Below are 19,711 nucleotides of genomic sequence, written 5' to 3'. Positions count from 1 at the left end.
GATGACGAGGATGCAACCCGACTGGCTCGCACTCGCGACGCGTTTCGCGCAATTGCCCGACGCGCAGCGCGCGGTGTTCATCGACAAGCTCGGCGCGGCCGGCATCGACTTTCGCATGCTGCCGATCCCGCCGCGCACGCCGCGCGGCGACCGTCTGCCGGCATCGTTCGCGCAGACGCGGCTGTGGCTGCACGCGCGGCTGATCGACGCGCCGGACGCGTATCACATCACCGAGCGGCTCGCGCTGACGGGCCCGCTCGACGTGCACGCGCTGCGGCTCGCGTGTGATGCGCTGATCGCGCGGCATGAGTCGCTGCGCACGACCTTCGACGAAGCGGAGGACGGCGTCGCGCAGACGATCCATCCGCCGCTGCGCTGCCCGTGGCGTGAGACCGGTCTCGAAGCGCTGCCCGACGCGCAGCGCATGGCACGCGCCGAAAGCATCGCGACCGCCGACGAAGCCGCCGCGTTCGATCTCGGCGCGGCGCCGCTCATGCGCGCACACCTGATCCGTCTCGACGCGACGCATCACTGGCTCGCGCTGACCGTTCACCACATCGTGTCGGACGGCTGGTCGTCGGACGTGATGCGGTTCGAACTCGCGGCGTTCTATCGCGCGTATGCGTCGGGCGCGCCGGTGCCGCTCTCGCCGCTGCCGATCCAGTATGCGGACTATGCGCTGTGGCAGCGCCGCTGGCTCGATGCCGGCGAGCGCGATCGGCAGCTGGCGTTCTGGCGCGAGCGCCTCGACCCGCAACGCGGCGTGCTGACGCTGCCCGGTGCCGCAGCGCGGCCGGCGCGCCGCAGCGCACGCGGCGCGCGTCACGTGTTTTCCCTCGACGCACACACCGGCGCGCGGCTGCGCGCGTTCGCGGCCGCGTCGGGCGCGACGCCGTTCGCGGTGCTGCTCGCGGCGCTCGACGCGCTGCTCGCGCGCGCGACCGGCGATGCGCGGATCTGCGTCGGCGTGCCGGCCGCGAACCGCGAGCGCGCGGAAACGGCCGGCCTGATCGGCTTTTTCGTCAACACGCTCGCGATCGATGTCGACGTGCCCGCGCACGGCGATTTCGCGTCGCTGGTCGCGCGCACGCAGCGCGCGCTCGTCGATGCGCAGATGCATCAGGACGTGCCGTTCGAGCAGGTCGTCGACGCGCTCGGCGTGCCGCGTAGCGCCAGCCACCATCCGCTGTTCCAGGTGATGGCCGCATACGGCGAGCGCCGCGCGCTGCCGGCGCTGGGCGCGGCATCGGCAACCTTGCTGCCGTCCGGCACGCCTTCCGCGAAATTCGACCTGACGCTTGCCGTCGAGGCGACGCCCGACGGCACGTTCGACGCCGCATTCATCTACGCGCTCGACCTGTTCGACGGCGACGCGATCGCGCGGCTGGCCGCGCGCTTCGTCGCGCTGCTCGGCGATGCGCTCGCGCGCCCCGACATGCCGATCGGCGATCTCGACTGGCTGTCGGCCGACGAGCTCGCACAACTCTTCGCGTGGAATGCGCCGGCAGGCGCGGCCGAAGCCGAACCGTTCGTGCCGGTGCATGCACGGATCGCCGCGCACGCGCACGCACGGCCCGACGCACGCGGCGTCGCCGACATCGATCGCGCGCTGACGCGCGGCGAGGTCGACGCGCGCGCGGCCCGCATCGCGCGCAACCTCGTCGCCGCCGGGGTGCAGCCGGAAATGCGCGTCGGCGTCGCGCTGCAGCGCTCGGTCGACCTGCTGGTCGCGCTGATCGCGGTGCTGAAGTCGGGCGCCGCGTTCGTGCCGCTCGATCCGGCGCATCCGCGCGAACGGCTCGCGCAGATCGTCGGCGACGCGGGCATCGCGCACGTGCTGACCGACGCCGCGAGCGCCGCGTCGCTGCCCGAGCTACCGGCGCTGCGCGTCTGGCGCGCGGACGAAGTGGACGCGCTCGACGAAGCCGCGGACGTCGCGCTGCCGGACGTGCTGCCCGGCCATGCGGCGTACGCGATCTACACGTCCGGCTCGACCGGCAAGCCGAAGGGCGTGATCGTCGATCACGCGGCGTTCGCGCGGCATTGCGCGGCGATCGCCGAGCGCTACGGCGCGGGCGAGCACGACGTGTTCCTGCTGTTCCAGTCGGTCAACTTCGATGGCGCGCACGAAGGCTGGTTTTCGCAGTACCTGTCGGGTGCCGCCGTGTCGGTGACGGCCGACGTGCTTTGGCCGCCCGCGCAGACCTGCGCGATGATGATTCGCGACGGCGTGACGATGACCTACGTGCCGCCCGGCTGCGCCGCGCAGCTCGCCGAATGGGCGCTCGCGCACGGCGCGCCGCCGACGCTGCGCTCGCTGACCGTCGGCGGCGAGGCGACGTCGCGCGAAGCGTTCGCGATGTTGCGCCGCGCGATGCCGAACGTGCGCGTGGTCAACGGCTACGGCCCGACCGAGACCGTGATCACGCCGACGCTGTGGATGTTCCGTCCCGGCGACGATCTCGCGACGCTCGGCGACGCCGCGTACCTGCCGATCGGCACGCTGGTCGGCGCGCGCACCGCGCACGTGCTCGACGCGCGGCTGCATCCGCTGCCGGTCGGCGTGATCGGCGAGCTGTACCTCGGCGGCGAGGGGATCGGCGTCGCGCGCGGCTATCTCGACCGTCCCGCGCTGACGGCCGAGCGCTTCGTGCCCGATCCGTACGGCGCGCCGGGCGCACGCCTGTATCGCACGGGCGACCTCGTGCGGCGGCGCGCGGACGGCGTATTCGACTTCATCGGCCGCGTCGATCACCAGGTGAAGCTGCGCGGGCTGCGCATCGAACTCGGCGAGATCGAGGCCCAGCTGGCCGCGCACGATGCGGTGCGCGAAGCGTGCGCGGTCGTGCACGGGCAGGGCGCGCAGGCGCAGCTCGTCGCGTACGTCGAACTGACCGCCGACGCGCAGGCGGCCGCGCAACCGGTGGAGGCCGCGACGCTCGACGCACATCTGCGCCGCACGCTGCCCGACTACATGGTGCCCGCGCAGCTGATCGTGCTCGACGCGCTGCCGCGCAACGCGAACAGCAAGGTCGATCGGGCGCGGCTGCCGGCGCCGGTGCGCGTCGAACGCGCTTACGAGGCGCCGCACGACGGCGACGAAACCGCGCTCGCGGCGATCTGGCGCGACGTGCTGAACGTCGAGCGCGTCGGCCGCGGCGATCACTTCTTCGAACTCGGCGGCCATTCGCTGGCGGCGGTGCGCGTCGCGACGCGCGTTGCCGAGCGGCTCGGCCGCGACGTGCCGGTGCGCGCGCTGTTCGAAGCGCCGGTGCTCGCGCAATACGCGCGCCAGGTGGCTGACGCGCCGCGCGCCGCGCACGCCGGCGCCGCGGCGCCGGGCGTCGCGATGGCGAAGCCCGATGCGCTCGGCGTGTGGCCGCTGTCGCCCGCGCAACTCGGCCTGTGGTTCCTGTGGCGCGCGCAGCCGGACAGCGCCGCATACAACATTCCGGTCGCGCTGCGCGTGCGCGGCCCGCTCGACGTCGATGCGCTGCGCGCGGCGTTTTCGGCGGTCGCGGCCGCGCATCCGGCGCTGCGCACGCGGCTCGTCGCGCGCGACGGCATGCTGCCGGGCCAGCGGATCGACGCCGCGGCGAGCGTCGCGCTGCCGGTCGTCGACCTGTCCGCGCTGCCCGACGCGCTCGCCCGCGCGGCGGCGCTGACCGGCGCCGATGCGCTCGCGCCGTTCGATCTCGCGGCCGACGCGCCGCTGTGGCGCGCCCGCGTGCTGCGGCTCGGCGCGGACGATCACGTGCTGTCGGTGACGATCCATCACATCGTGTCGGACGGCGAATCGATCGAGCTGTGGCTCGACGCGGTGCGCGCGCGCTATGTCGCGCTCGTGCGCGGCGAAGCGGCCCGGGCCTCTTCGACGACGACAACGGCGCCAGAAAACACGCTGCTCGTGCTGCCCGCGCCGTGCCAGCCGGCCCGTGTCGCGTACTGGCGCGACGCGCTGGCCGATCTGCCGCCGCCCATGCTGCCGCAGCGCGCCGACGCGCCGGCCGTGCCGCAATGGCGTGCGGCGCGCATCGCGTTCGAGTTCGACGCGTCGCTGATCCGTGCCGCGCGCGATGCCGCGTCGGCGTCGCACGCGACGTTGCCGATGCTGCTGCATGCGGCGCTCAATACCGCGCTGTTCCGCGTGACCGGCGCGGCCGACCAGCCGGTCGGCGTGCTGGCATCGACGCGCGAACTCACGGGTGAAGCCGCACGCGACGCGCTCGGTCTCTTCATCAATTCGGTGGTCGTACGCACGCGGATCGACGCGGCGGCTCGCCGTTTCGACGTGCTCGCTCAGGTGCGCGATACGGCGCTCGCCGCGTATGCGCGTGCGGACGTGCCGTTCGCCGACGTCGTCGCGGCGCTGCGCGCGCCGCGTGCCGCGCGGGCCAATCCGCTGTTCCAGGTGATGTTCAACTACCTGCGTCCGACCGGCGCGGCCGCACGCGACTGGGCCGGCCTGTCGCTCGCCGGCTTCGACGACGTGCGTCATCGCGTCGTGTTCACGCTGGAGCTGGACGTCGTCGAGCATCCGGACGGCCGCGTGAGCGCCGCGTTCTCCTATGCGGACGAACTGATCGACGGCCGCTTCGTCGATGCGCTCGTCGATCTTTACCACGACGAAGTCGCGCGTTTCGCCGGTGCGGCGCAAGCGCCACTCGGCGTGCCCGATGCGCTGTTCGCCGCGCCGGCAGCGGTCGCGGTCGCACCGGCTGGCAACGCGACCCATGCGGCGGCGTCATCGCGCGTGCCGAACACGGCTGCCGCGCTCGCCGCGCTGTGGTCGGACACGTTCGCGACGGCCGCGCCCGCGCCCGATGCCGATCTGTTCGAGGCCGGCGCGACGTCGTTCGACGTCGTGCGGTTCGTCGATGCGGCGAGCCGCGCCGGGCACGCGCTGACGGTGGCCGACGTGTTCGCGTCGCCGACGCTCGCGGCGCTCGGCACGCATCTCGACGCAGCGGCGCACACGCGGCTGGAGGTGCGCGATGCTGGCTGAAGTGCGCCCGGACGGATTCACGCTGCTCGATACGTACCGCCTCGCGTTCGCGGACGGCCTGTTCGCGGTGCGCGACGGCACGGAGATCCGCGTCGCACAGGGCGACGGCATCGGCGCGCAGTTGCTGCGTGCGCAACTCGGCGACGACGGCGCGCTGCGCCTCGTCGCCTACAACCACCGTGCGGCGCCGGCCGACCAGCGCCGCGCGCTGCTGGCCGCGCTCGCCGCGGCGTTTTCGGACAGCGCGCGCCACGCGGCGATCCGGCTCGACCCGGCCGCATGGCCGGCGGTCGCGCTCGATGCGCTGCGCGCGAGCGGCGTGCTGGCCGACGGCGGCCGGTGCATGCGCGAGGGCTGGGCCCAGCAGGCCGATCTGTGGCGCGTCGGCGCGCATCTGCCGTGCGCGACGCTGCCGATGCTGACCGACGGCCGGCGTCATCCGCGCCGGCCGCCCGCGCCGCGCGGCGACGTGTATGCGCGCGACCTGCCGGCGCTCGGCGTGCGCTTCACGCTGCGCGGCTGGCAGCCGGGCGAGGATGCCGCGCGCCTTGCGCATTGGTTCGACGAGCCGCGCGTGCGCGACGGCTGGCCGCGCACGCAGCCCGGCGCGCACGGCACGGCGCCCGATGCCGATCCGCACGTGAGCCCGCTCGTCGGCTGCTTCGACGGCGAACCGTTCGCGTACGTCGAGGCGTACTGGCTGAAGGAAGACCCGCTCGCGTCGCACGTCGGCGCACGCGACTACGACCGCGGGCTGCGGATGCTGGTCGGCGCATCGCGCTGGCGCGGCCCGCATTGCGTGGCGGGCTGGCTGCCGTCCGTCGTGCATTACCTGTTTCTCGACGACCCGCGCACCGAAGCGGTCGGCTGCGCGGTCCCGGCCGGCCGCGCGCGGGTCGTCGATACCCTCGCGCGGCATGGCTTCGCGCGGCAGCGCCGCCTGGCGCTCGCCAACGGGCAGCCGCTGTGGATGCGCACGCTGCGCGAGACCTTCTTCTCCGGCCGTCACGTCTGACGGGCCGGTTTCACCGACAAGGGAGCTGAGAGACATGCAGAGAGAAACCGTATTCGACCTGATCGGCGTCGGCTTCGGGCCGTCGAACCTGGCGCTGGCCGTGCGCCTCGCGGAACGCCGCGGCACGCGTCCGTTCGCGCATTGCTTCGTCGAATGCCAGCCGGAATTCGGCTGGCACCGTGGCATGCTGCTCGACGACTGCCGGATGCAGATCTCGTTTCTGAAGGATCTCGTCACGATGCGCGATCCGAAGAGCCGCTACACGTTCATCAACTATCTGTTCGAACGCGGCCGGCTGAACGAATTCGTCAACCTGAAGAACTTCTATCCGACCCGCGTCGAATTCCACGACTACCTGAGCTGGGTCGCCGGCGCGTTCGACGAGCACGTCCACTACAGCGAAACCGTCACGGCGATCGAGCCCGTTCACGGCGACGGCGCGCGCGTCGATGCGCTGCGCGTGTTGTCGCGCGATGCGGCCGGCCACGAACGCCAGCGCGTGACGCGTGCGCTGTCGGTCGGCGTCGGCGGCACGCCGGCGGTGCCGGACGCGTTCGCCGCGCTCGGTCGCGACCGCGTGATCCATTCGTCGTCCTACCTGACCGACATCGACCGGCTGGTCGCGTCGCCGGACGGCGAGCGCCGCCGCGTCGCGGTGATCGGCGCGGGGCAGAGCGCGGCCGAGGTGTTCATCGACCTCGCGCGCCGCTTCCCGCACGTCGACGCGAGCCTCGTGATGCGCGCGGGCGCACTGAAACCGGCCGATGACAGCCCGTTCGTCAACGAGATCTTCAGCCCGGCGTTCACCGACGTCGTCTATGCGCAACCGCACGACGCGCGCCGCGCGCTGCTCGAGCGCTATCGCGACACCAACTACGCGGTGGTCGACCGGCCGCTGATCGAGCAGATCTACGAAATGCTGTACCTGCAGCGCATCGACGGCACGCCGCGTCACGCGCTGCGCGCGAACAGCGCGATCGAGGCCGCGGTGCGCACCGCCGACGGCCGCATCGAGCTGACGCTGCGCGACCGGATGAACGGCGCGACGCACGTCGAACGCTTCGACGCGCTGGTGCTGGCGACCGGCTACCGGCGCGACACGCATTCGGCGCTGCTCGAAGGACTCGCGCCGCACCTGGGCGATGCGCTCACGCGCGGCGACGTCACGCGCGACTACCTGCTCGCGACGCCCGAGCACTTCGCGCCGCGCATCTACCTGCAAGGCTGCTGCGAAGACAGCCACGGCCTGTCCGACACGCTGCTGTCGGTCCTCGCGCGCCGTGCGGACGAGATCTGTGCGTCGCTCGAGGAAGGGATCGCACCCGGCCATGACGACGGGGCGGTCCGGGCGCTGCATGAACAACGACACCAAAACGGGGCGAGCGCGGGCCGCATGGCTTTCGCTCTTTGACAAAGGCGCGGTCGGAGACCGCATCAAGAAAGTGGAGCAGAGAAAGATGGAGTGGGCAACAGGCACGCGTGTGCGTGCGATCGCAGCCGCGGCGAGCGTGGCGTTCGGGATGGCGGCAGGGCATGCATACGCCCAGACGGCGCCGGCCGTGAACGCAGGTGCCGCGGTGTCGGGCGGCAGTGCGCAGAACGGTGCGGCGGCTAGTGCGGCGGCAAGCACGTCGACCGGCGCGCAGAATGGCTCGACGACCGGCACGCTGCCGGCGATCAACGTCAACGCGGGCTCGCAAGGCGACGGCACGGTCGGGCTCGTCGCGAAGCGCAGCCGGACCGGCACCAAGACCGATACGTCGATCAACGAAATCCCGCAGACGATCAACATCGTCACCGCGCAGCAGATCGAGATGACCGGCGCGACCGACGTGAACGCGGCGCTGCGCTACGTGCCGGGTTTCTCGTCGTACGGCTCGGACAACCGTTCCGACTGGTACGCGGCGCTGCGCGGCTTCACACCGACCGCTTACGTGAACGGCCTGCAGGTGCCGAACACGCTGAACCTGTCGAGCTGGCGCGTCGATCCGTACATGATCGACAGCATCACCGTGCTGCGCGGGCCGACGTCGGTGCTGTACGGCGCCGGCGACCCGGGCGCGATCATCGACGTGCAGACCAAGACGGCCGACGGCGAGCGCGTGCGCGAAGCCGGCGTGCAGTTCGGCAACTATGCGCGCAAGCAGTTCATGATCGACGTCGGCGACAAGCTCGATGCGGACGGCAAGTATGCGTACCGGTTCGTCGGCGTCGCGCGCGACGGCAACGCGCTGACCGGCCCGAACAACGACCAGCGCGTCGCGCTCGCGCCGTCGTTCCGCTGGCGTCCGGACGCGGACACGTCGCTGACGCTGTCCGCCACGTACCTGCAGGACTGGGGCGACATCTCGTCGAACTTCCTGCCGGCGCAAGGCACGGTGTTGCCGAACCCGAACGGGCAGCTCGACAAGGACGTCTACGGCGGCGATCCGGATTTCAACTACTACCGCAAGAAGCAGTGGTCGCTCGGCTACCAGTTCGAGCGGAATCTGAATTCGATGTGGACGTTCCGGCAGAACGTGCGCTGGATGCACCTGTCGCTCGACAACGGCTCGGTGTTCGGCGCGGGCTTCGCGGACGGCAGCCTGACCGACATCAACCGCTGGGCCGGCGTGTTCCAGACGAACTACAGCCGCTTCGACATCGACAACAACCTGCAGGGCCGCTTCGGCACGGGGCCGCTCGAGCACACGCTGCTGCTCGGCTTCCAGTACAACCGGCAGACCGCGACCGACAGCGAATGGCTGGCCGCCGCGCCGACGCTGAACATCTACAACCCGGTCTACACGCCCGTCACGCTATCCGTGTTCTCGCCGCCGAACACCACGTACCGCACCAACACGTACACGACGATGAACACGTTCGGGCTGTACGTGCAGGACCAGGTCAAGTGGAACCGCTGGACGCTGACGCTCGGCGGCCGCGAGGACTGGGTCAACCAGCGGATGGACGACCGCGAGGGCGGCACGCAGTCGAAGGCCGACATCAGTGCGTTCACCGGCCGCGTGGGCCTCACCTACCAGGGCGACTACGGGCTGTCGCCGTACGTCAGCTACGCGACGTCGTTCAACCCGCTGATCGGCGTGAACCTGTACGGCGGCGGCCTGCCGCAGCCGACCCGCGGCAAGCAGATCGAGGCCGGCCTGCGCTGGCAGCCGCCCGGCAAGAACCTGATGCTGAGCGCGGCGATCTACCAGATCAACCAGACCAACGTGCTCACGTCGACGCCGCTCAATCTCGATTCGTCCGGCACGACGTCGGTCCAGACGGGCGAAGTGCGCTCGCGCGGGATCGAGCTGAACGCGACCGGCAAGCTCACGCGCAACCTGTCGCTGATCGCGTCCTACGTCTACCAGGACGTGAAGAACGTGAAGGCGAACGACGCATCGCTGAACAACTGGCCGGTCGACATTCCGCGACCGCGCCAGATGGCGTCGCTGTGGGCCGACTGGACGTGGCACACGGGGCCGCTCACGGGCTTCGGCCTGGGCGGCGGCGTGCGTTACCAGAGCGCGTCGGCCGGTGCGGCCGACAACTCGCTGACGGTCGCGAGCTACACGCTGTTCGACGCGGGCGTGCACTACGACACGCGCAACTGGCGCTTCGCCGTGAACGGGACGAACCTGTTCAACCGCCACTACATCAGCGGTTGCCAGTCGACGAGCGTCTGCATTTTCGGGACCGACCGCACGGTGCTCGCCACCGCGAAATACAACTGGTGACGCCGCGCGCCGCGGCGCGCCGGCCGGCCTTCGGGCCGGCGCGGGCGGGCCGCGGCGCCGTCGTCCGTTTTTTCCACGACGCCTCCATGCCGAAGAAAAATCTCGTCTACATCCAGTCGCTGCGCAACGGCGCGGCCGATCGCGCCGGCCAGCCGGTCGCCTACCGGGGCGGCACGCGCTACATGAAGGCGCCGCTCGAATTCCTTGTCGAGCGCCTGAACGACTCGCCGCTCGGCGAACGCTATGCGCTCAAGGGCGTGATCGTCGACGACGACGCAGGCTCGCCGGCCGACCGCGCGAAGGTCGCCGACTACGGCTTCGCGCGCACGCCGGGCCGCCCGTGGATCCTGCCCGACGGGCTGACGGTGCAGGGCCGGCCGGTCGACGAACTGTTCTGCACGATTGCATCGACGTACCGCCGGCTGCCGCGCGACGCGCGCGAGCGCGTGACGGGCAAGCAGGCGTTCGAGCGCCGCCTGCTCGAACGCCTGCTCGAACTCGACGCCGACGTGGTCGTGCTCGACGGGCTGCTCGTGATCCTCGACGAGCTCGTGCGTCCCGGCGCGCGCTTTCACCGCCGCATCGCGAACATCCATCCCGGCATTACGGCCGACGCTTCGCCGTACCAGCGGCGCGGTGCGTGGGCGACGCTCGACGCGCTGCACGGCGCGCGCGGCGAACGGGTCGACTGGGCGAGCGGCGCGACCTCGCGCGTCGAACCGGTGACGATGACGGGCGCCTCGTTCCACTACGTCGACAACGGCATCGATTCCGGCGAGGTGATCTGCGACGTGCTCGACACGCCGATCGCGCCGGACGACACGATTCTCGAACTGCGCTGGAACAACTTCCAGCGCAGCCTGTTTCCGGCGCTCGAGCAGGGGCTGCACATCCTTGCCGACCGCCACGACGCGGGAGCACTGTGATGGAAGACACGCTGACGAAACCGGCCAACGCGGCAGACGCGGTCGAAGGCGAGGTGGCCGCGGCACTCGACGGCGCCGCGCACGGGCAGGAGCCGCCCGCCGTCGAGCGCACGCTCGACGCGTGGCGGCCCGGCGATCCGCCGGCGGCGCTGCTCGCGGAATTCGTCGCGCTGTTCAACACGGACACGCGGCACGACGCGGCGACGGTGTCGGTGCCGCTCGGCGGCGCCGATCCGGCGGCCGTCGCGTCGTACGTCGCGCGCGCGGTGCGCGAAGGCGTGATCGACGGCGCGCGGATCGCGGGCGACCGGCTGCGCGTCACCGCATCGCGCGCGACGTTCTGGCAGAACCCGCTGCCGTGGCTGAAGGCACCCGCGTCGGGCGGGATGCCGCTGCGCTACACGATCACGAACGGCCACCGGCACCCGGTGCGGCCGCCGTCGCCGGCCGGCGAGATCTATGCGCGCTACATGCCGCAGGTCGGGATGACGTTCAGCCTGCGCACCGTCGACATCGCTGCACATGCGCAGCTGTTCAGCGACTGGATGAACCTCGATCGCGTCGCGCATTTCTGGGATCAGCGCGGCACGCTCGACGAGCACGCCGCGTATCTCGCGGAGCGGCTCGCCGATCCGCACATGCATCCGATGATCGGCTATTTCGACGACACGCCGTTCGGCTATTTCGAGTTCTACTGGGCGAAGGAGGACCGCCTCGCGCCGTTCTACGACGCGCACGACTACGATCGCGGGCTGCACCTGCTGATCGGCGACTCGCGCTTCCAGAGCGCGGGCAAGCTGCATGCATGGTGGAGCGGGGTGCTGCACTACATGTTCGTCGACGAACCGCGCACGCAGCGGCTCGTCGGCGAGCCGCGCGTCGATCACGTGCGGCATATCGCGTACATGCACCGGCTCGGGTTCCATACGTTGAAGGAGTTCGATTTCCCGCACAAGCGCGCGGCGCTTACCGTGATGGAGCGCGAAACATTCTTCGACACTTTCCGGTTGCCGTGACGGGGACGGGGGCGCGAAGTGTCGATTCGTCGAAACGTCGATTCGCAAGCATCGACGTTTCGCGCGGCTTGCAGGGGGCGCGCGTCGGCCGTTCGGGACCACGCTCTACATGCTCGATACGAACATCTGTTCGTTCATCATGCGCGAGCGACCGTCCGTGGTGTTGTCCCGGCTGCAGTCGTGCGTCAATGCGCAGCACCGGATCGTCGTGTCGGCGATTACCTATGCGGAAATGCGGTTCGGCGCGGTCGGCAGAAAGGCATCGCCGAAGCATGCGGAACTCGTGACGGCCTTTGTCGCTCGGCTGGACGGCGTGTTGTCGTGGGATACCGCGGCGGTCGATGCAACGGCGGCGATTCGCGCCGACCTCGCCGCGCGCGGCACGCCGATCGGCGCAAACGATGCGTCGATCGCCGGTCACGCGATCGCGGCCGGTGCCGTGCTCGTCACGAACAATCGTCGCGAGTTCGGCCGCGTCGCGGGGTTGTCGCTCGAAGACTGGGCGGCCTCGGCCTGAGGTCGTGAATGCGCGATGGCGTGGCGCCCGCGCGGTCGCACGTCACACGCGAGGAACAGGCGGATCCGCGAGGAAGGCGCTGCGGAACGCGTCGAGATACCGGTCGGCGTCCGCGCTGAATTCCCCCGGCAGCAGCGCGAACGCGCGGGCCTGCAGATCCTGCCCGAGCGTCGCGTAGATTGCTTCGTCGGACAACAGCGCGCGGATCGCATCGTACGTCGGCGGCGAAGCAATCCGCTGCGCATCGCGCGCCAGTAGCGCAGCCGCCGCCACCTCAGGCTGGAAACCGTGCTGCTCGAGCAGGTCGGGCGCCACGTCCCAGATGCGCTCGCGATTGCCTGCGTCGTGGAAATGCGTGAGCAGGAACAACAGGTCGTACGCGTCGCTGTTCTGGCGCGCGCGCCGGTCCTTCCACGCGAGCAACTTCAACAGCGCAAGGGCCGACAGGCTCGCCACCGGCACCTCGACGTCGGCCGCGATCGACACGACCAGCGCCGTATCGATCGCCTCCTGAAAGCCCAGCACATTCAACACGAAATCGCCGCCAGGCGGCCACGCGATTTCGCCGGGCGGCGTTTCGAGCGGCCCGAACGGCACGAGATCGAGTTCCGTGCGAAAGCCTTGCGTCCCGCTGTCGAACAGCAGTTTCTGCTGATGCTTCGGCGCACGCGCGAATTGCCCGGTCGCGACGAGCGCGTCGACGAGCCGTTCGTGAAACGGCCAGCTCACCGCGCACACCGCGACGTCGACGTCCCGCGTCGCCCGCACCGGGCGGATGCCGTGGACGTGCCACATCAGGATGTCGCGCGCGGTCGCACCGGCGACGACGAATGCCGCGTCGAGCTGCGAGCAGGCCGCGCGGACCGCCTGCAGCAGCGCGACCGCCGCCGGCTCGAGCGGCCGGCGCGCGTCGACTTCAAGCGGGCGGGCGGGCGAGGTATCGGTCATGGATGTGTTCGGCGGCGGCGAGATTGCGACTGTCCCCGGACGAGACGAGATCCGCGTAGATCAGCAGCGGCGGCACGAGCGGCACGTCCTGCTCGCGCCAGTCGAGCGCCGGCGACGGCGGCCAGAAGGCTTCGAGCAGCTCGACGTCGCCACGCTCGTCCGGGCGCAGGCGTGCCTGGAGCAGCAGGCGGTTCGACACGGCGCCATGCGTATAGACGGTGATCGCGGCCGGCTTCAGGTCGTGCGTCAGCAAGTCGGCCGCGGGTTCGCCGCCCAGCCGCGCGTCGAATGCCGCGAAATCGAAGCCGCGCCACCAGTCGGGCGCGAGCGCGGCAAACCGCCGGGCGGGCAGTTTCGCGCGCAGGCGGCTCGGATACAGCGCGACCCATTCCTGCATGAAGCGCGGCCAGTCGGGCATCAGCCGTTCGCCGTTGCGCCGCTGCGCGAGAAGGCCGCGCGCGAGCAGGTCGTCCATCGCGAGATTGACCGTGCCGAGCGCGACGCCCGACGCGGCAGCGATCGCCCGGTACGGTTGCGCGACGAGGCCCGGCTGCGTCGCGAGCGCGAACATCACGGCCAGCCCCTTGGGCGTCGTCGCGCGCGATGCCTGCCGGCGCGGCGTGCGGGCGGGTTTCGGCCGGCCGGAAATCATCACGGTCGCTTCCGGCTGGATCAGGCACGCATTGCCGGCCGTGTCGAGAAACGGGATGCCTTGATCGGTCAGGCGGGCGGCCAGCTCGACCGATACGTACGGCGCAACCAGCATCAGCGGCCGCTCGCCGGGCCATGGGGCGCCGCCGCGCCGGCGCAGCGCCGCGCGTGCGTCCTGCACCGATTCGACCCCGACGCTCACCGCCGCCGGCATCTCGAAGGCCTGCCCGGCAATGGCGAAACGGATCATCGCGTCGGCATGCGCGTCATAGGCGGCCGGCACGCGCACGGGCCGCGCACGGAAGCGCCGGGTCGCGCGTTCGAACGCGGCGCAGGCTTCGTCGAGCACGTGCTGTTCCGCTATCGGCAGGGTGGCGTTCTCGGGCATCGGGGTGGATCGCTTGTTCACTTTTCTGACAGCGTACACAAAAAATGTACAACCGTCAAAAAATGAACAAGAACGCTCAACCCTTTGATGGGACGGGATTATTCCGGAATGACGAACGGAACTCAACGTGCACTCCCACCCGAGAAATCAAGACGAACTCGCAGTGTCCCGCATCCCGATGCGTGGCCGGCAGTCGCCCGAATGGCCGGTTTCCTCCCGCCGTGCGATTCGTCTTGTGCCGGAGGATAGACCGGCAACTAAAGGTTGTCTCAGCGACGACTTTCTGTCTGTCCGGTTGCCGCTCAACCGACTATCCTTGCCTGCACATTCCCCCCGGAACCCAGGAGACGACACCGTGACGCACAGCGTGATCCCCGCAGGCCTCGCCGACGAAATGATCGAGATCCGGCACCGCATTCATGCCCACCCCGAACTGGGCTTCGAGGAATTCGCGACAAGCGATCTCGTCGCCGGGCAGTTGCAGGCGTGGGGCTACACGGTGCAGCGCGGGCTCGGCGGCACGGGCGTCGTCGCGCAGCTGAAGGTGGGCAATGGCACGCAGCGCCTCGGCCTGCGTGCCGACATGGACGCGCTGCCGATCCACGAGTCGACCGGCCTGCCGTACCAGAGCACGATCCCCGGCAAGATGCACGCGTGCGGTCACGACGGCCACACGGCGATGCTGCTCGCGGCCGCGAAGCACCTGGCGCGCGAGCGCCGCTTTTCCGGCACGCTGAACCTGATTTTCCAGCCGGCCGAGGAAGGGCTCGGCGGCGCGAAGAAAATGCTCGACGACGGGCTGTTCGAGCAGTTCCCGTGCGACGCGATCTTCGCGATGCACAACATGCCGGGCTTCCCGACGGGCAAGTTCGGCTTCCTGCCGGGGCCGTTCATGGCGTCGTCCGATACCGTGACCATCGACGTGCAGGGGCGCGGCGGCCACGGTGCGGTGCCGCACAAGGCGATCGACCCGGTCGTCGTGTGCGCGCAGATCGTCATCGCGCTGCAGACGATCGTCTCGCGCAACGTATCGCCGCTCGACATGGCGATCGTCACGGTCGGTGCGATCCACGCGGGCGAGGCGCCGAACGTGATTCCCGACCGCGCGCAGATGCGCCTGTCCGTGCGCGCGCTGAAGCCCGAGGTGCGCGACCTGCTCGAGACACGCATCAAGGAAGTCGTTCATGCGCAGGCGGCCGTGTTCGGCGCGACCGCGACGATCGACTACCAGCGTCGCTATCCGGTGCTCGTCAACGATGCGGAGATGACCGCGTTCGCACGCGGCGTCGCGCGCGGGTGGGTCGGCGAAGCGAACCTGATCGACGGGATGGTGCCGCTCACCGGCAGCGAGGATTTCGCGTTCCTGCTCGAGAAGCGGCCGGGCTGCTACCTGATCATCGGCAACGGCGACGGGGAGGGCGGCTGCATGGTGCACAACCCCGGCTACGACTTCAACGACGCGGCGCTGCCGATCGGCGCATCGTACTGGGTCAAGCTGGCGGAGACCTTCCTGGTGTGACGCCGCGTCGCATCGACGTGGGCACCGCCGCCCGGTGCGCGCCCGCGCGGCCATGACACCGGCCGCGCGGGACGCATTGGAAACGCGCCAAAGGCGCTACACAAGAGCTACCGCAAACCCTCGCCCAGGCTCCTGTTCCATTGGAAAGCGCTCACGCGCTGAATTTGACGCTCCTTGACATCGACGGCACGGGCCGCGTGCTACGCTGCGCGCGACGCCGGATCGGCTCGATGAATACAGGTGTGGACGACATGCGAAAACAGTTTCTGACCGTGCTGACGGCTTGCGCGGTCGGCGTTCTGGCGGCCGGATGCGACGACCAGAAGGTAGCTGATGCGGTGAACGCGATCAAGCCCGATCCGATGGCGTTCGGCAATCTGCAGCCGGGCGTCTCGACGACCGAGGACGTGCTGCGCCAGGCGGGCAAGCCCGAGATGGTCCGGCAGGGCGACGACGGCTCGCAGCGTTTCGAGTATCCGCGCGGCCCGTACGGCACGAGCACGTACATGCTCGATTTCGGGCCCGACGGCCGGCTCGTGTCGATCACGCAGGCGCTGACGGCGGCGAACATCGCGAAGGTCGTGCCGGGGATGTCGAAGGACGACGTACGGCAACTGCTCGGCAAGCCGACCGAGGTCGCGCAATACGCGTTGAGCCATGAGGAAGTGTGGAGCTGGCACTGGGCCGAGGGCGGCGTATCGGGCGACGCGATGTTCAACGCGCATTTCTCCCCCGACGGCACCGTGATCCGGACTTCGCGCTCGGAAGCGCCGGGCCGCGAAAAACCCTGACCGCGCGGCCGCGCGGTGTCCCGGGGTATTTTTCGTCAGAATGCCGTGCCGCCGAACAGCGCGGCCGCCATCTCCGGATTCGACGGCCAGTACATGTGCATGTAGGTCGCGGCGATCGGGCCCGCGCGATATACGGCTTCGCCGCTTCCGGGCGCGCCGTCGGGTCGTGCGGCCGTCGCCACCGGCGCCAGCGGCGTATCGAGCCGCGAATAATGAAACGTATGACCGCGCATCGGCCCGGTGCGCGTGTCCAGCTGCTGCATCCCGAGCGCCGCGAACCGGCGCTGCATCGTCGCATGGCCTGACAACAGTCCGAGCATCGGCGTCGTCGCGCCGTCCACGTCGGTCAGCGATTCGCACAGATACACCATTCCTCCGCATTCCGCGACGATCGGCAGGCCGGCCGCCGCATGCGCGCGAATCGTCCGCGCGGTCACGGCATTCGCCGCGAGCGTCGCCGCGTGCAGTTCCGGATAGCCGCCCGGCAGGAACAGCGCATCGCAATCGTCGGGCACGGGTTCGTCCGCAAGCGGCGAAAAGAACGTCAGCTGCGCACCGAGCGCGTCGAGCAGCGCGAGATTGGCCGGATAGATGAACGAGAACGCGGCATCGCGCGCGATCGCGATCCGCTTGCCGGCGAGCACGCGCGGCAGCGCGGCGTGAACGTCCGGTTCCGCGAACGCGACGGCCGGCGGCAATTCGGCGAGCGCCGTCTGCGCGAGCACGTCGGCCGCACGCTCGAGCCGCGCGTCGAGATCGTCGATGTCGGCCGGCTGGTGCAGGCCGAGATGCCGTTCCGGCAGCGCGATGCCCGCATCGGCCGGCACGTGCCCGAGCCAGCGCAGGTCGTCCGGCAGCGCCTGCCGCAGCAGTTCCGCGTGTCGCGGCGACCCGACACGATTGCCCAGCACGCCGTGAAACGGCACCTCCGGCCGGAACCGCGCGAGCCCGAACGCGATCGCCGCGAACGTCTGCGCCATCGACTTCGCGGCAATCACCGCGACGACCGGCACGCCGAACGCGACCGCGAGATCGGCGCTGCTCGGCGTGCCGTCGAACAACCCCATCACGCCTTCGATCAGGATCAGGTCCGCGTCGCGCGCCGCATCGGCGAGCAGCGCGCGGCAGCCGGCTTCGCCGACCATGCCGAGGTCGAGCGCGTGCACGGGCGCGCCGCTCGCGCGTTCGAGCAGCATCGGATCGAGAAAATCCGGCCCGGTCTTGAACACGCGCACGCGCCGGCCGAGCCGCCGGTGCAGCCGCGCGAGGCCGGCCGTCACCGACGTCTTGCCCTGGCCGGACGCGGGCGCGCTGACGAACAGCGCGGGGCAGGCCGGCATCGCTCAGAACTCCACGCCGGGCTGCGCCTTCACGCCTTGCTCCTTGTACGGATGCTTGACGAGCCGCATTTCGGTGACGAGGTCGGCTGCGTCGATCAGCGCATCGGGCGCATGCCGCCCGGTGACGACGACGTGCACCGATTCCGGGCGCGCGACGAGCGTCGCGAGCACTTCGTCGAGCGGCACGTATTCGTACTTCAGCACGGTGTTCAGCTCGTCGAGGATCACCATCCGGTACTCGCCGCTTTCGATCATCCGGCGCGCCTCGTCCCAGCCCTTGCGCGCGGTTGCGATGTCGGCGTCGCGGTTCTGCGTGTTCCACGTATAGCCGTCGCCCATCGTCACGAAGTCGCATTGCGCGACCGCGCCGAGGAAGTCGCGCTCGGACGTGTGCAGCGCGCCCTTGATGAACTGCACGACGCCGAGCCGCATGCCATGGCCGAGCACGCGCACGGCCATGCCGAACGCGGCCGTGCTCTTGCCCTTGCCGTTGCCGGTATTGACGATCAGCAGGCCCTTTTCCTGGGTAGCGGCAGCCTGCTTCTTTTCATGGCCGGCGCGGCGGCGTTCGGTCATCCGCTGATGGGATTCGGCATCGGTCTTCATCGGGAATCGTCCTGTCGAAAGCGAAACAAAAGGTTCAGAGCGGGCCGGCGAGCGCGACCGTCACGCCGTCCCGGATGGATTTGGGGCCGAGCAGCCGGCCGTCGGGCGCCGCGAGCCGCGCGCACGGCTCGGCCACGCCCGCGACGCCGAAACGCGCGAGCGCCGCAGCCGACGGGCTGCTCAAGGCCGGTTCGGGGCACCGCGCGAGCTGCGCCGCGTCGAACGCGACGAGCGGCCAGCCGCGGCGTGCGCACAGCGTGCGCAGCGGCCGGGCACGCGCCTTGTCGGCGAGCGTCGCGACGACGGCCGGTTCGGCGCCCGGGTAGCGCGCCAGCGCCGCGCGGATCGCGGCATCGAGTTGCGCGGCCGTCACGCCCGCGCGGAAACCGACGCCGAGCGCGACGCGCATCATGCGCGGCCGCCGAGCGCCGCGCGCACCGCCGGATCGTCGGCGAGCGCCGCGACGCGGCCGATCACGACGATCGCGGGCGAGCCGATACCGGCGGCGCCGATGCGTTCGACGACCGTGTCGAGCGTCGCGAGCGCGTGCCGCTGCCCGTCGCGCGTCGCGTTCTCGATCGCCGCGCACGGCATGTCGCCGGGCACGCCGCCGTCACGCAGCGCGGCCAAGATCGTGTCGAGCCGGCGTATGCCCATGTAGATCACGATCGTCATGCGCGTCGCGGCCAGCGCGCGCCAGTCGGGCTCGTCGGCGCCCGCGCCGTGGCCCGTGACGAAGATCACGCCCTGCGCGTCGCCGCGATGCGTGACCGGAATGCCGAGCGCGGCCGGGGCCGCGATACCGGCCGTGATGCCGTTTACGACCTCGACCGGGAAACCCGCCGCACCGAGCGCGAGCAGCTCCTCGCCGCCGCGGCCGAACACGAACGGATCGCCGCCCTTGAGCCGCGCGACGCTGCGGCCCGCGCGCAGGTGCGCGAGCATCGCGGCGACGATCGTTTCCTGCGGCGTCGACGCGTGGCCGCCGCGCTTGCCGACGTGCTCGATGCGCGCGTCGGCGCGCGCATGGCGCAATACATCGGGGTTCACGAGATCGTCGACGAGCAGCACGTCGGCCGCGGCGATCGCGCGCACGGCCTTCAGCGTCAGCAGATCGGCGTCGCCGGGGCCGGCGCCGACGAGCCAGGCGCGGCTCATCGGACGCGGCACGGCGCACACCGCGTCGTGGCAGTGGAAAGGGGACAGCGAGCGGCGCATCGGCGGCCGGCGGACAGGCAAGGCATGACGGATCGGGCGAAGCCCGCGC

15 protein-coding genes are annotated in these 19,711 nt (G+C 70.6%); 9 read left to right on the top strand and 6 right to left on the bottom strand.

Annotated elements, in window-relative coordinates:
• Position 1: 1 nt before the first annotated feature.
• The 7 genes from U4Z31_RS09065 (at position 2) to U4Z31_RS09035 (ending at position 12,201) form a co-directional block, all read left to right on the top strand.
• The gene (locus tag U4Z31_RS09065; RefSeq protein WP_321810024.1) at positions 2-5,005 is read left to right on the top strand and encodes a non-ribosomal peptide synthetase; all 5,004 of its coding nucleotides are present in this window, start codon (positions 2-4) and stop codon (positions 5,003-5,005) included.
• Positions 4,995-6,020, top strand: a complete 1,026-nt coding sequence (locus tag U4Z31_RS09060; protein ID WP_321810023.1) for a GNAT family N-acetyltransferase — start codon at positions 4,995-4,997, stop codon at positions 6,018-6,020. The genes U4Z31_RS09065 and U4Z31_RS09060 overlap by 11 nt, the downstream gene beginning before the upstream one ends.
• A 34-nt stretch (positions 6,021-6,054) precedes the next feature.
• Positions 6,055-7,431, top strand: a complete 1,377-nt coding sequence (locus U4Z31_RS09055; RefSeq protein ID WP_321810022.1) for a lysine N(6)-hydroxylase/L-ornithine N(5)-oxygenase family protein — start codon at positions 6,055-6,057, stop codon at positions 7,429-7,431.
• Between the two features lie 46 nt (positions 7,432-7,477).
• Positions 7,478-9,742 (top strand): TonB-dependent siderophore receptor, encoded by a 2,265-nt coding sequence (locus U4Z31_RS09050; protein WP_321810021.1) that lies wholly within the window; start codon positions 7,478-7,480, stop codon positions 9,740-9,742.
• An 86-nt stretch (positions 9,743-9,828) separates the two neighbouring features.
• Positions 9,829-10,668 (top strand): formyltransferase family protein, encoded by an 840-nt coding sequence (locus tag U4Z31_RS09045; RefSeq protein WP_044843572.1) that lies wholly within the window; start codon positions 9,829-9,831, stop codon positions 10,666-10,668.
• Entirely contained in the window at positions 10,668-11,684 is a 1,017-nt protein-coding gene (locus tag U4Z31_RS09040) for a GNAT family N-acetyltransferase (RefSeq protein WP_321810020.1), read from the top strand. The genes U4Z31_RS09045 and U4Z31_RS09040 overlap by 1 nt, the downstream gene beginning before the upstream one ends.
• Positions 11,685-11,793: 109 nt before the next feature.
• The gene (locus U4Z31_RS09035; protein WP_044843628.1) at positions 11,794-12,201 is read left to right on the top strand and encodes a PIN domain-containing protein; all 408 of its coding nucleotides are present in this window, start codon (positions 11,794-11,796) and stop codon (positions 12,199-12,201) included.
• A gap of 42 nt (positions 12,202-12,243) precedes the next feature.
• Here the strand turns inward: U4Z31_RS09035 and U4Z31_RS09030 are convergent, their stop codons facing one another.
• Both U4Z31_RS09030 and U4Z31_RS09025 read right to left on the bottom strand, forming a co-directional pair.
• Positions 12,244-13,149: a nucleotidyl transferase AbiEii/AbiGii toxin family protein gene (locus U4Z31_RS09030; protein ID WP_321810019.1), complete on the bottom strand. Its 906-nt coding sequence runs from the start codon at positions 13,147-13,149 to the stop codon at positions 12,244-12,246.
• On the bottom strand, positions 13,118-14,188 hold the full coding sequence (locus U4Z31_RS09025; RefSeq protein WP_321810138.1) for a type IV toxin-antitoxin system AbiEi family antitoxin: 1,071 nt from the start codon (positions 14,186-14,188) through the stop codon (positions 13,118-13,120). Before U4Z31_RS09025 ends, U4Z31_RS09030 begins: the two co-directional genes overlap by 32 nt.
• Positions 14,189-14,543: 355 nt before the next feature.
• On the opposite strand from U4Z31_RS09025, the gene U4Z31_RS09020 reads away from it, so the two are divergent.
• Both U4Z31_RS09020 and bamE read left to right on the top strand, forming a co-directional pair.
• Positions 14,544-15,707, top strand: coding sequence for a M20 aminoacylase family protein (locus U4Z31_RS09020; RefSeq protein ID WP_124485510.1), 1,164 nt, complete (start codon positions 14,544-14,546; stop codon positions 15,705-15,707).
• Between the two features lie 251 nt (positions 15,708-15,958).
• The gene (bamE, locus tag U4Z31_RS09015) at positions 15,959-16,498 is read left to right on the top strand and encodes an outer membrane protein assembly factor BamE domain-containing protein (RefSeq protein WP_321799611.1); all 540 of its coding nucleotides are present in this window, start codon (positions 15,959-15,961) and stop codon (positions 16,496-16,498) included.
• A gap of 35 nt (positions 16,499-16,533) precedes the next feature.
• Here the strand turns inward: bamE and U4Z31_RS09010 are convergent, their stop codons facing one another.
• Genes U4Z31_RS09010 through cobA form a run of 4 tightly spaced genes read right to left on the bottom strand, consistent with a single transcriptional unit; the run spans position 16,534 to position 19,662 of the window.
• A complete protein-coding gene (locus U4Z31_RS09010; RefSeq protein ID WP_321810018.1) occupies positions 16,534-17,838 on the bottom strand; it encodes a cobyrinate a,c-diamide synthase in 1,305 nt (434 codons plus the stop codon).
• Positions 17,839-17,841: 3 nt separating this feature from the next.
• Positions 17,842-18,444 carry a cob(I)yrinic acid a,c-diamide adenosyltransferase gene (gene cobO, locus U4Z31_RS09005; RefSeq protein WP_321810017.1) on the bottom strand — a complete coding sequence of 201 codons (603 nt, stop codon included), beginning with the start codon at positions 18,442-18,444 and terminating at the stop codon, positions 17,842-17,844.
• A 34-nt stretch (positions 18,445-18,478) separates the two neighbouring features.
• Positions 18,479-18,856, bottom strand: coding sequence for a cobalamin biosynthesis protein (locus U4Z31_RS09000; RefSeq protein WP_321810016.1), 378 nt, complete (start codon positions 18,854-18,856; stop codon positions 18,479-18,481).
• Entirely contained in the window at positions 18,853-19,662 is an 810-nt protein-coding gene (gene cobA / locus U4Z31_RS08995) for a uroporphyrinogen-III C-methyltransferase (protein WP_321810015.1), read from the bottom strand. The genes U4Z31_RS09000 and cobA overlap by 4 nt, the downstream gene beginning before the upstream one ends.
• Positions 19,663-19,711: the final 49 nt, after the last annotated feature.

The sequence above is a fragment of the Burkholderia sp. BCC1985 genome (assembly GCF_905339915.1).
Classification (GTDB): Bacteria; Pseudomonadota; Gammaproteobacteria; order Burkholderiales; family Burkholderiaceae; genus Burkholderia.
This window is presented reverse-complemented; position numbering and strand designations above follow the sequence as displayed.

What these genes read in the sequence shown, in the direction of transcription:
- cobA (WP_321810015.1), bottom strand. Translation starts at nt 19,662, where the DNA reads ATGCGCCGCTCGCTGTCCCCTTTCCACTGCCACGACGCGGTGTGCGCC.
- bamE (WP_321799611.1), top strand. Translation starts at nt 15,959, where the DNA reads ATGCGAAAACAGTTTCTGACCGTGCTGACGGCTTGCGCGGTCGGCGTT.
- U4Z31_RS09045 (WP_044843572.1), top strand. Translation starts at nt 9,829, where the DNA reads ATGCCGAAGAAAAATCTCGTCTACATCCAGTCGCTGCGCAACGGCGCG.
- cobO (WP_321810017.1), bottom strand. Translation starts at nt 18,444, where the DNA reads ATGAAGACCGATGCCGAATCCCATCAGCGGATGACCGAACGCCGCCGC.
- U4Z31_RS09055 (WP_321810022.1), top strand. Translation starts at nt 6,055, where the DNA reads ATGCAGAGAGAAACCGTATTCGACCTGATCGGCGTCGGCTTCGGGCCG.
- U4Z31_RS09040 (WP_321810020.1), top strand. Translation starts at nt 10,668, where the DNA reads ATGGAAGACACGCTGACGAAACCGGCCAACGCGGCAGACGCGGTCGAA.
- U4Z31_RS09025 (WP_321810138.1), bottom strand. Translation starts at nt 14,188, where the DNA reads ATGCCCGAGAACGCCACCCTGCCGATAGCGGAACAGCACGTGCTCGAC.
- U4Z31_RS09050 (WP_321810021.1), top strand. Translation starts at nt 7,478, where the DNA reads ATGGAGTGGGCAACAGGCACGCGTGTGCGTGCGATCGCAGCCGCGGCG.
- U4Z31_RS09030 (WP_321810019.1), bottom strand. Translation starts at nt 13,149, where the DNA reads ATGACCGATACCTCGCCCGCCCGCCCGCTTGAAGTCGACGCGCGCCGG.
- U4Z31_RS09000 (WP_321810016.1), bottom strand. Translation starts at nt 18,856, where the DNA reads ATGATGCGCGTCGCGCTCGGCGTCGGTTTCCGCGCGGGCGTGACGGCC.
- U4Z31_RS09010 (WP_321810018.1), bottom strand. Translation starts at nt 17,838, where the DNA reads ATGCCGGCCTGCCCCGCGCTGTTCGTCAGCGCGCCCGCGTCCGGCCAG.
- U4Z31_RS09035 (WP_044843628.1), top strand. Translation starts at nt 11,794, where the DNA reads ATGCTCGATACGAACATCTGTTCGTTCATCATGCGCGAGCGACCGTCC.
- U4Z31_RS09065 (WP_321810024.1), top strand. Translation starts at nt 2, where the DNA reads ATGACGAGGATGCAACCCGACTGGCTCGCACTCGCGACGCGTTTCGCG.
- U4Z31_RS09060 (WP_321810023.1), top strand. Translation starts at nt 4,995, where the DNA reads ATGCTGGCTGAAGTGCGCCCGGACGGATTCACGCTGCTCGATACGTAC.